The 12,222-nt window shown below is 50.8% G+C and carries 5 protein-coding genes and 1 pseudogene; 5 read left to right on the forward strand and 1 reads right to left on the reverse strand.

The features are described from left to right. Positions 1–551: 551 nt before the first annotated feature. The 3 genes and pseudogenes from IC230_RS33755 (at position 552) to IC230_RS33765 (ending at position 8,911) form a co-directional block, all read left to right on the forward strand. Positions 552–4,565, forward strand: a complete 4,014-nt coding sequence (locus IC230_RS33755) for a hybrid sensor histidine kinase/response regulator transcription factor (RefSeq protein WP_191043496.1) — start codon at positions 552–554, stop codon at positions 4,563–4,565. A 357-nt stretch (positions 4,566–4,922) separates the two neighbouring features. Beyond that, a complete protein-coding gene (locus IC230_RS33760; protein ID WP_191043497.1) occupies positions 4,923–7,604 on the forward strand; it encodes a beta strand repeat-containing protein in 2,682 nt (893 codons plus the stop codon). Positions 7,605–8,147: 543 nt separating this feature from the next. After that, positions 8,148–8,911 (forward strand): annotated as a pseudogene (locus IC230_RS33765) (IS5 family transposase). Between the two features lie 186 nt (positions 8,912–9,097). Here the strand turns inward: IC230_RS33765 and IC230_RS33770 are convergent. Beyond that, the gene (locus IC230_RS33770; RefSeq protein ID WP_223861046.1) at positions 9,098–10,426 is read right to left on the reverse strand and encodes an alpha/beta hydrolase; all 1,329 of its coding nucleotides are present in this window, start codon (positions 10,424–10,426) and stop codon (positions 9,098–9,100) included. A gap of 314 nt (positions 10,427–10,740) precedes the next feature. On the opposite strand from IC230_RS33770, the gene IC230_RS33775 reads away from it, so the two are divergent. Together IC230_RS33775 and IC230_RS33780 are read left to right on the forward strand one after the other, a co-directional pair. Beyond that, positions 10,741–11,403, forward strand: coding sequence for a methyltransferase domain-containing protein (locus IC230_RS33775; protein WP_191043498.1), 663 nt, complete (start codon positions 10,741–10,743; stop codon positions 11,401–11,403). Between the two features lie 170 nt (positions 11,404–11,573). Then, the gene (locus tag IC230_RS33780; RefSeq protein ID WP_191043499.1) at positions 11,574–11,891 is read left to right on the forward strand and encodes a hypothetical protein; all 318 of its coding nucleotides are present in this window, start codon (positions 11,574–11,576) and stop codon (positions 11,889–11,891) included. The last annotated feature ends 331 nt before the right edge of the window (positions 11,892–12,222 follow it).

Genomic DNA, 12,222 nt, shown 5'->3' on the forward strand with positions numbered 1-12,222 from the left:
TCAAAACAAAAACTGCCCAATCGCCCTTAGCGTTCAGGCAATCGTTCAACTAACAGGCCCTCGTGCTGTAGTTGATCGAACAGTTTTCAAATAGCTCCGCTCAGGCAGATGTAAAGAATAAAGGTCCGTCTCATTTATGAAATAGAAGCAAAACACTGCCTGAACAGCTGTCTCAGCAAATGCTCATTTCTATATTACTGGCCACCCTGCTGAATCTGGTGGTCAAGCAACCCCATAGAGGCTTAGATCTACTAATAGCCGGGCCGCCGGACGGTCTTATCTGATATACGCGTTAAGGCGATTCTGTGGGGCCTGTCGCCAGGGCCGTTCCGACGTATCGGGACCGCCGAAGCAGCAGGGTAGCTCACGTTTGTGAGTAATCGAAGGTATAAGGAGTATGGAAGTCAACCTTGGACTAAGATCATGAGACAAACCTAAGGGATACCAATCCTATGGTTCACGTTAGCTTCTTCCTCTTTTAGTGCTAACCCGCTACTTATTAGCTATCTTGTAAACGATTTCTGATTATAAGCCGAGCCTGATCTGTCGTTGTGAGTGAGTTTGTTAAACGGCTGCTTCTCATCTGCTGGATGTTTAATCCAGGCGGACAGGATTCGTATCGTCTCTTGGCGCAACCGCTTCGCTTACCTCATCCTCATATCCTTACCGATCAGCATGGGTTACCCCAGAGTTTTATTCCCAGTATTGTACAGGATCAGCAGGGGTTTATCTGGATGGCTACCCGCGATGGCCTCTGTCGCTACGATGGCAGTCGGTTTAAGGTTTTTCAACCAAAAGCCAGCGGAGGTCCTTCCCTGTCGTTTCCCGCCGTTAACTCGCTTAGGCTCGACGCTCATGGCCGAATCTGGATATTATCCGAACAGGGCGACATTGATATTATTGAGCCCGCTACTGAAACGTTCATTAATTTTTCCAGGCTTCCCGTTTTTCAGCGGGCAGTCGGCCGTTATTCAGTTAACACGCTTTATGTAGATCGTCAGGATCGGTTGTGGATTGCCTTACAGTCCAGGGATCGGCTGTCTGGTGAAGGGTTGATTTGCCTGAATACCCGCACCGGCCAATTTCGATGGTTTAGGCACCAACACCAGATCCTATCGTCCTTAAGCAGCGATCGGGTCAGAGATATTGTTCAGGATTCCAAAGGGTTTATCTGGCTGGCCACGGGAACCGGCGTCGATCAGCTTGACCCATCGACGGGGCAGTTTATCCACCGATCGCTGCTCCCTCAGGTTTCGGACGATTTCCGGACGAATGGCACGTACTCGTTGGCAAACGGATCCAAAGGTGAGCTATTTGTTGGAACGCTAACGGGATTTGGAGTCATAAACCCGGCCCGATCTGAACAGCGCTATTATTCGTTACCCAGTCAGGAAAATGACTCGCATGGCGTCCGGTTTGCGGCTGATCCGCGCGGGGGCATCTTCCTATCGAATCGAAATTATCTGTTTCACTACGTACCCGGTAAAATTCCTCAGCTGCTGAACCGTTCCTCCACGCGTATGGGCCGTTGTTTAACCCTGCTGGTTGATCATTCGGATGTACTGTGGCTGGGTACAGACGGAAAAGGCGTTGACAAATACGATCTGCGAGCCTACCCGTTTCAGACAGCACCCTATCAACTTAATTTTCAACAGGATTTGTTGATCCACTATCTAACCATCTCCCCGGAACAGGCTCAGGCTGTTGGCAAGGGAGGTGCTTATTTTTTTCGGTATACCTACAATCGGCAGGGTAAGCTCTGGATTAATTTTGGTAGCCCGACCTTTTATCAGATTGACCTGAACAGCCATCAGGTTCAGCGCATCCCGTTTCCCATTCCACATAGTCCGACTTTCAAACCCCTGGCAACTGACGAACAGGGGCGCGTATGGACACTGTATGAACAGGTGTTGTGGCATTACGATACCCCGCAGCAACGGTGGATTCCATGCCCTATCCAGACGAACTGGCAACGGATGGGCCTGGTTTTACAAATGGTTGCCGACAAGCAGGCCTTCTGGCTAGCGACTGAAACCAACGGACTCTTTCGACTGGATCGACGAACGGGTCAGCTACAGCAGTATCGCTACCAGACTGACCAACCGACATCCATCGGCAGCAATGCGTTATTGTGCCTATCGGCCGATCCGCAGGATTCCGACCGGCTTTGGGTCGGTACATTTGGGGGTGGGCTGAGCGTGTTTTCCAAACGGACAGGCACCTGCCAACGCTTGACAACCCAACAAGGATTACCCAACAATGTCATTTATTCGGCACTGCCCGACCATAGTGGCAACGTATGGATTGGTACCAATAAAGGCTTGTGTCGCTTACAGGCTCGCTCCTTCCGGGTCAGAACCTATACCCGCGGAGACGGTTTACTAGCCGACGAGTTCAACCGGTTTCATTATCTATCGCTTCCGGATGGGCAGATGATTATGGGCGGGCTGGACGGCTTCACGACCTTCTATCCCGATCAGTTACAGGATGATTCGTTTGAACCAAAAGTCGAATTAACGACCCTGACCATCAACAACCGACTGATCGAAACAGAAACGGACTCGGTACGGGGATACCCACCCATTCAGGCTATTCATCAGCTGAGCCTGCCTCACGATCAGAATTTTATTACGCTTGGCTTTGCGGCCCTCCAGTTCAATCGTCCGACGAAGAATGCCTACCGCTACCGGCTGGACGGGCTGGAATCTGGTTGGGTGGAAACCAGGCAGGCACAGGCTGTGTATACCGGTCTTCGTCCCGGTCAGTATACCTTCTGGGTGAATGCGTCCAATACATCCGGTCAGTGGAGCCCTCACGTTCGAAAATTGCGTCTTATCATTCATCCGCCCCTATGGGCTACCTGGTGGGCCTATACCCTCTACGTGCTGGGCCTGGTCGGCTTAATTGGGTATGGGATCAGCATGTACCTGAATCGGCAGCGACTGCAACAAACCATTAACCTTCGTCAGCAGGAAGCACAGCAGTTACGATCGCTTGATGCGATGAAATCCCGCTTTTTTACCAACGTAACGCATGAATTCCGTACCCCACTAACGCTGATTTTAGCGCCGACAGAAAGCTTGCTGACGGATTTACAGAAAACGCCTTATCAAAAGCGTTTAGCAACCATTCAACATAACGGACAACGGTTGCTGAGCCTGATCAATCAATTGCTGGATCTGGCTAAGCTGGATGCGGAGGCTCTGTCGGTCGATGAAGCGCCGGGACTGCTGAACGATTTTGTCGCCCAGCTTGTGGCTGATTTCGATGAGCAGGCAAAGACTTGTGGGCTTTCTCTCACGTATCGAAGTGAACTACAGGGTATGTACTGGTTCGATGCCGATAAGCTAACGAAAATCGTTGCCAACCTGATGAGCAATGCCCTCAAGTTTACGCCATTGGACGGACAGGTAAAGGTAGAACTGACCGCTGTGCAGAGGCCAACCGTAGAAACGGTTATGCTCCGTGTTACTGATACAGGTGTCGGTATCTCCAACGATCAGCTACCCCACATTTTTGATCGCTTCTATCGCGTCCCGTCAGATCAACCGTCGCAAAACCACCCGTCTTCGGATAGGGGCCCTGCCCCCGGTGTTCGTCAACAGGAAGGGTCTGGCATTGGCCTGACGCTGGTCAAAGAGTTGGTCGATTTGCAGGGTGGTCAAATCACCGTAACCAGCCAGCTTAGGCAGGGAACCTGTTTCACTATCGAACTACCCTACCGGCGAGTAGACGAAGGACGAGCCGTAACCTTGGCCCCTTCTGCCGACCAGACTAGCAGTGTGGAAAACGTAGTTCATGCGACCGATGAAGCCGTTTCGATTTTGCTGGTAGAAGATCACACCGAACTAGCCGATTTAATTACCGAAAGCTTACCGAATTCTTACCGCATTCGCCGGGCCGTGAATGGTCAGCAGGGACTGGAGATGGCGCACCAATACCTACCGGATCTGATTATTTCGGACATACTAATGCCCATTCTGGATGGCGTCAGTATGTGCCAGCGACTGAAAGCAGACCTGACTACCAGCCACATTCCCGTTGTCCTGCTGACGGCCAAAGCGGCTCAGCAGAATCGCATGGAGGGCTTATCGGCTGGCGCCGATGAGTACCTGACCAAGCCTTTCCGTCAGGACGAACTACAGGTGCGCGTACGGAATCTGATCCGGCAACGGCAACGATTACAGGATTGGCTTCATCAGCGACTGACCCAGGTGGCTTATGTTCAGCAGCCGCTACCTACCCATGATCCGCTGTTAAAAACCATCTATTCGTTGCTGGAAGCGAAACTCGACAATTCAGCGTATGGCGTCGAGCAACTGGCCGATGAGGTAGGCATGGAGCGAACCTCGCTCTACCGAAAAGTAAAAGCCCTGACCGGGCTAACGCCTACCGATCTGGTACGTAACTACCGACTCAAACGAGCCGCCCAGTACCTTCGACAAGGCTACCCCAGTTCCCAGACGGCTTACCTGACCGGCTTTGAAACCCCGTCGTATTTTGCCCGTTGCTTCCGGGCATTGTATAAGCTTTCGCCAACTGAATACGCTCAGGAGACTGCCTAGCCCTCAAAACCCTCTTTTTTTAGCCTTTTTTCATCTGTCTGCAACCAGAGTGTTCGTCTTTGCAACCAGAGTGCTCTTCTCTTAAGAACCGAAAAGCCAGTTTTGTGGCCAAGTGACAACCAATCCGGTTGGCGCTTTATCGGATCACCAGGGTCGGGTGAAGCGGCCCGCCGGAAGGGGTTAGCCAGCTTTTGTTTCTTTAAAGAAAGTCAGTTATGGGCACAACTGTCCTGGTCTTCTAGTAGCGTGCTTTCCAACTGCGCCATCGACTCTTAAAAGAGTTCAAACCGAGATGTAGACTGAATCAAAACGGATTCGTCCATAAACAACACAACTATACTTTTTAACCAAAATCCTATGAAATCCAAACGTTACCAAACAAGATGGCCACTGGGGATACTACCGTTGTTGCTCCTCTTCATCCTAAGCAAGCTTCACGCTCAGTCAGCCTGGGCCACCTTTTCTGGAACCAGTGGTGGTACTTCGATGACGGCTATTATGAATGGCCCTTTAGCAATTATTACTGCGGCAAGCGGTAGTACCACAACCTTTATTCCTACAAGAAGAAACACATGGACAAGTGGCCCCTATAATAGGGTGCCTATTAACGATCCACAGGTAAATGCAAATGGCGATCCGAACAACGCAACCAGTTATGATATAACCTTTCCGACTGGAGCCAACACCAGCGATCTGCTTTTAGTGTTGAATGACATGACTCCTGACGCAAGCGGTGGTGTAACCTACTCACTAACGGCTTATCCGCAAAGTGGCGCTAATCTGGATTTACGCACTTGGACGACGGACTTAGGCCAATTGGGAGGAGGATGTACGAATGGGGTCAGGGTAGTAAACAATTTAAATGGCAATGCTTTTCAGATGGGTCTTGCCCCTGCTCCCAATAGCGGAACCTGTGTCAGTTCAAGTGCAGCGCTTATTATTCGCATACCTCAAGCTAATGTGAGATTAATCCAGATCAGGAAGGTACAAAACCTGAATGATGCGACAACACTGGCCATAGGCCGAGTTTGTAGGGTTCCCAGTATTTCAAAGCAACCCGTTAGTCAAGCCTCATGTAACGCTACCAATAACGGGCTTCAGTATTCGGTGATAGCTGGTGGCACAGGCTTATCGTATGATTGGCAATACAGCGATAATAACGGTGCTAGCTTTACTAGCTTATCGTGCTGTCCAAATTCATATCCAGGCTACAACACCGCTACCCTAACAACGAATGGAACAGAGTCAAATGGCCGACGATATCGAGTTGTTGTATCGAATCTTTGTGGCACAGTCACGTCGAATTCAGCAACATTTACCCTGGATACGGCTCCTACGATTACTGCGCAGCCTACCGCGCCAACAGTTTGTTCAGGTAACTCCGCCACTTATTCAGTAACTGCCAGTGGGACGGACTTAACCTATCTCTGGCAGTATAGTGATGATGGCACTAACTACGCCAGTCTGGCTCCCTTTGCGTCCACCTATCCCGGTTACAACGCGGATACCCTGACTGCTCGAGTCAACGGTGGCCGTCGTACCTATCGGGTCATCGTGACGAACAGCTGTGGGCTCTCAGTTATCTCGAATGCCGTAGGCGCGACAGTGATTGCCCCACTCTCCACACCTACGCTGGCCGCAGCCACACAGCCTACTTGTAAGGTGGCGACCGGTACATTCACGATCAGCAACTATAATGCCGCTTCCACCTATACCATTAGCCCCGCAACGGGCGTGACACGCAATGGCGCCATGGTAACCGCTCCCGTCGGTACGTATACGGTAACGGTTATGTATAATGGCTGCACAGCTACTTCTAGTCCAATTACCTTCAGCACTCCTACCTGTGTGGCCGTTTCTGGTGCAGTCTTCAATGATGCGAATGGCTTGACGGATAACACAGTCAGCGGCACGAGTGTGAACGGGCCAACCCTGCCAGTATATGCCAGCCTAGTACAAGCGGGCAATTTGATAGCCACCGTACCCGTCAACGTTAACGGGGCGTATAGCTTCACCAGCGTTGACGGGTACGGTGGCTACTCGATTGTGCTGACAACCAACCTCGCCGGTAGTACCACGCCCAGCCTACCCGCCAACTGGACCAACACCGGCGAGTACAATGGTGCGACAGCCGGTGACGATGGCACACCTGACGGCATCCTGCCCGTGACGGTCGGTGGTGTCTCCGTGACGGATGCTAACTTTGGCATCGAGCAGTTACCCGTGGCGGGTAGCGGTACCAACACAGTGGCCAATGCCGGGGGCACCAGCTCCATGAGTGTGCCCGTGAACACATTTACCAACACCACCCCCAGCAGCGACCCATCACCGGGTAATGTGATTAGCATCCGCATTACGGGCTTCCCATCCAACACGACCAGTCTGACCATCAATGGCACGGTTTACATCCCCAGCTCGCCTGAGTTCACGGGAGCGACGCCAACGGGGGTAGTGGTGCCCACCGATGGCAGCGGCAACCCGACCGTGGCTGTGCTGGTGGACCCCACCAACGATGCCAGTCTGGTGAGCATTCCTTTCAAGGCCATCGACAATGCGGGCATGGCCTCCACAAACACCGGTACCGCTGTGATTAACTCGTCAGCGGTTAGTGTCCCCGATTTAACACCAATCAGTTACGCCAGGCCGTCAACTGTCTACAACACAACCACTATAACCGTTGTCGTCGATGTGGTAGAACTGCTGGGAGTAGCGACCAATGGCCTAATTACCGTTCGAGTTACCAAAGATGCCAAGCTGCCGCTGAGCTTCGATCCAGCCGCTACCCGCGTCAATGGCCGCTCGGTGCAGAACAACCTGTGGACTTTCAACGCTACCGCTAACCCCAATTACTATATGCTGACGACAACCAGTGTGGTGGCGGCTGGCGACAAGCTAACATTCGGTTTCACAGGTCAGTTGATACCCGGAGCGACGACGGGAGCGTTGACAGTTAGTTCGGTGATCATTGGGGGAAGCGGAGGAGAGGCCCGTGTCAATAACAATGTGGATGCCGACAAGATGGACTACTTCCAGCAGTAGTCCATGCTGCTTATCTGGTGTTCGGGCGCGAAAAACGTAGCCGAACATCAGACGTCCTCAGTCTGTTAGTATGCTTAAAAACTGGTTTAAAACCTACAACCAGAATACGGCTATAAATTGGAGTGGTGCTATTTGGCCGAACACTTAACGATTGAGAGTTTGACAAAAAGTTTGGTAAAAATCATATTCTAAGGATTTGGTTGGACAGACATTGAAAAATCACTGTCCTATAAAAAGGCTCCTATTTATAGTACGTTCCGCTTTTTATTAGTCAAGTGAGGAATTGCCTACTCGGCGTCGCAGTGGCGCTCCGCCCCCTTCCACTCAACTACTTAGCCTTCAGCGATCGGTTCAGGTTAGTACGGGTCTGGTTTACCGTGAAAACTAAAAGCAGGCCCAATACAGCCCCCGCCAGGAGAAAGGTTATCGACATGTTCTTCATCCGTTTCCATTAATTAGTTAAAAAGGCAACTCAAAACGGGGTTATTTGTTAGGGCGTGTGGACAATTAGGTAAATATAGACTGGAGCTGCAATTTTGTGGAATGCGACGCTACGAAATTACTTATTCACAATGGTCAAAAATTGCCCAACTTTTACCCGGAAAAGTCGGCGATGTGGGCCGCAGTGCAACAGATAACCGACTCTTTATCAATGCCGTGCTTTGGATTACTCGCAGTGGAGCTCCTTGGCGTGATTTGCCGGAACGATTCGGCCCTTGGAAACGCTCCGGCGTCCCGGTCGGTCTATCGTCGATTTCGACGGTGGGCAAAGGCCGGTCTGTGGCAAAGTATCTTTGATGAACTCCAAGAGCCGGATTTAGACTGGCTGATGATCGACTCAACGATCGTGCGGGCTCATCAACACGCAGCAGGTCAAAAAAAAAGTGATCCCGCCAGCGAGTGCTTAGGTCAATCAGTGGGCGGTTGGACCGGGCTGCCGGAGCAGTACAAAGATTCATGCCACGGTCGATGCGTTGGGGAACCCACTGCGCATCATTTTGAGTGTAGGCCAACGCTCTGACATTACTCAGGCAGAGGCTTTATTAGCTGACTATGAGACCAATGCTGTACTAGCCGATCGAGGTTATGATGCAGATTCATTAATTGCTTATTTGCATGGTCTTGACACGGAGGTAGTCATACCGGCTAAGAAAAACCGGCTTGAGCCACGTGTGATTGATGGAAATCTGTATAAAGATCGTAACAAAGTGGAGTGTTATTTTAATAAGCTTAAGCAGTATCGCCGGGTGGCCACTCGCTATGAAAAGACGGCGGTCAGTTTTGCCGGATTTGTTTACTTGGCCTAAATCATGATTTTATTACTTTGATTGTCCACACGCCCTAGTGGAGCAGCTCCTCAAAGTGAAACAAAACGTATCTACTTCTCAAATGGGGCGTCTAGTTAAACACTTGTATACGGGCCTGACGGCCGCCCCACTTATATAACCGAGTTGACTGCGTTGAATTTACTGATTCTATCACTAAGTAGACTATTATTTTTTCGGCTTATCGGCGGGGGATGGGCCAGGGCTGCCTGAGGCTTGTAAAGCCACTACTTTTTTTCGCGTTGCCGATGTCTCTTTCAGCGAAAGCGATTTCTGAAAATTGGCGATGGCACTGACGGTGTCTTTTTTGGCCACAAAGTAATCCCCGTACGAATCATAGGCCTTGAAACTGGCTGGGTAAGTCGCCACATTAAGTTTGAATAGACTTTCCGCTTTTTTAAACTTCTTCTGAGATACCATATACGAGCCCAGTTCATTGACCATACTTTCCGGGGGCTTCACCGGATAGCCTAACTGCCTGGTGGCGGCCTTAAAATGGATTGTCAGTTTATCGGCTAACCCGGTATTGTCTTCCTCATAGTCCTGGTCGGTCAGCTTGAATCGGTAAGAAGCAAAAATAAAATGGAGTGCGTCGTATTCTGCGATGAGTGGCACGGAGCTATGGTCATCGAGGCCGTAGTATTTCCCCTGGTAGCGTAAGCCGGTTTGTCCATTGGCCTTTAGTAAGCGATCCAGGGCTAAGATGGAGCGAATGTGTTTGGTCGCGCCACTCGTATCCGCCTGTACCCGTAAGGTATCCATCTCCGGCTCCATCGTATTGGCGATACCAACAAATAAGGCTTTGCCCGCATAGTTCTGGCTAGCTATAACCTGCTTAGCGGTAGTGAGCAGCTTTTGATCAGCCCACCACATACTCGGGTCGATGGCCACGTAGGCGTTGAACAGGTTTGGGTGATGAATCAACGTATTGATGACCAGCAGCCCACCCAGCGAATGGCCGATGAATACTTTGTAGGGCTCGGTGGGATACAGGGAATCAATGTGAGGAATCAGTTCGCCTTCGATGAAGGCGGTGAATTTCTCTCCTCCGCCCGAGTTCTTGATTCTGGTACTGTCGGCAGCCGATGGAATCATTGAGCCCCCGGGTGTGGGAGTCAGATCCCGCAGCCGGTTGGTATTGGGAATGCCCACCACGATCATCTCGGGGCAGATTGTATTGCCATTGACGGTACTTAGTTGGTGGATCATGCCCACCAGTGACGGAAAGTGGCTATCGCCATCCAGCAGATAGACGACCGGATACCGTCGTTTGGCTGATGCTTCTTGTCTATAACTGTCTGGGAGATGCACCCATAGTTTACGCTTCTCACGGAGAATTTTTGAGGTCAGGCTGTCAATCTGACCAATGACAATTTGCTGAGTTGATTGGGCTAGTGTTGGCAGGGGTAAGAGGACAGCCAGTACAAGCAGAAACCATTTATTCATTGAGTTCAGGGCATGATGATTGATAACGTAAACGGGCACAAGCCAACGCATAAAGGACGCAAAACTACTTGTAAGGACGATAGTGGTTAAGCGCAACCGTTTATTTTACAGCAAGTTAGTACTATTCATAGACGTGTTGTATAACCAGCTATGGTTTAGCTAAAGTACGAAAAACGTTAAACTAACTACGCTTGGATTATTTGTCTCAATAATCGCTCCGAATTCAATAACGGTAACCCTCTTTTACCGAATACCCCCAAGTAGGGTGGGTAAGTTCGCTCGTTTCTTGATCAGTTTTGCGCCTAATCCAGCAAAACATCCCCTTTAAACGATCGGTTAGGCTCCTGATCAGTTACCTGCTTCTTATGACCGCTACGAATCCATTTCAACGCTACGACGAAACCGACGACCGGCAATTTTACGGGCAGCCCCGCCTGGTCAACCACATCGACGAGGCCGCCCTACGCGCCACCACCCACTTATATGCGGAGTATTTGCCCGCTGGCGGTAACATTCTCGATCTAATGAGCAGTTGGGTAAGCCACCTGCCTACCAACATACACTACGGACGCGTGGCCGGACTGGGCATGAACGAGGTCGAGTTGAAGGCCAACCCACAACTCACCGAGTACCTGGTACAGAACCTCAACCAAATACCCAGCCTCTGCTACGGCGATAATACCTTCGACGGGGGCATGGTCACCGTGTCGGTGCAGTATCTGACGCAGCCGGTGATTGTTTACCGGGAGCTGGCGCGCGTGCTGCGGCCCGGCAGTCCGTTCCTGACCGTGTTCTCCAATCGCATGTTTCCGACCAAGGCCGTTGCCATCTGGCAATCGCTCGATGATCTGGGCCATCAGCAGTTGGTCCGTTCGTATTATGAGCAAACCGGCCTGTTCGACCAACTAGAGGTCCTGGATCGTAGCCCAGGTGGCTGGAGTGATCCGCTGTTTGCGGTGGTAGGCTGGGTTAAAAATGAGCCTGGCTCAACCGATGATTCATACGGTATTCGTTCGATAAGCAACTAAGGGGGAGTGCTCCTATTCATACGAAATGGTCCACCAACAGTACTTTGTATAGCTGGTCAATGTGTTATGAGGTCAAGTAAGAAAACGCTCTTTCTAAACACACTAGATTTTAGATTCAGCTCCCTTGCTTGTTACCCGCCCAAGACATTACTGCGTATATTGGTCCCATCATGGAAAACCCAAGCCCGATCCTGCGCTACCTGTCAACGGCTTACCGAGAGCAGACGCCCGTTATGGCCAATACCAATGCGTGCGTGAGCCACCTAACCATTATCTCGGAAGATCCCCTGTTGTTTGAGGTCGAATTATCCATCGGCGCGGATCAGGTGCGGACATACGCCATCCAGCAGCTATCGACCGAGTCGATCGACAATCCTCTCTATCAAGTCGCCCCGGTGTATCAGGGCGCAACGGGGTCTTTCTCTAAACTATCTGAGTCGGACTTGTACTATATGATTAGCGGCAAATCGTTGACCGACGAAGAGTAACAGGTTACCTTCGACAAGCCATGGCTTAGATGGCTGGCTCTCAACCCGCAGTGCATCTGAAAAGCAGCTAATCATTCAGGAGATTAATAATTTCTGTCCTAATCTTGCAAATCGCTCCTGCTTGAGACCAAAATGCATATGGTCAAAAAAGTTGAGTTAAAAAGGTCAGCCTTTCGGCCGGGTTAATGGTTCTAGTTTTTTATTCCCTCTCAAACGCCTGCCAAACCCGTCGGCTGCGCCCTGATGGGGAGATCAACCAGGCTGTCTACCGGCCACTCCGATCGTCATTACTGATTTTCTTGCTCGGCTTACTGGTCCCGCTTTTCAGCTG

The organism is Spirosoma validum, from assembly GCF_014699035.1.
Classification (GTDB): domain Bacteria; phylum Bacteroidota; class Bacteroidia; order Cytophagales; family Spirosomataceae; genus Spirosoma; species Spirosoma validum.

Coding starts and splice junctions, on each gene's coding strand:
- IC230_RS33760 (WP_191043497.1), top strand. CDS start 4,923: ATGAAATCCAAACGTTACCAAACAAGATGGCCACTGGGGATACTACCG.
- IC230_RS33770 (WP_223861046.1), bottom strand. CDS start 10,426: ATGCGTTGGCTTGTGCCCGTTTACGTTATCAATCATCATGCCCTGAAC.
- IC230_RS33775 (WP_191043498.1), top strand. CDS start 10,741: ATGACCGCTACGAATCCATTTCAACGCTACGACGAAACCGACGACCGG.
- IC230_RS33780 (WP_191043499.1), top strand. CDS start 11,574: ATGGAAAACCCAAGCCCGATCCTGCGCTACCTGTCAACGGCTTACCGA.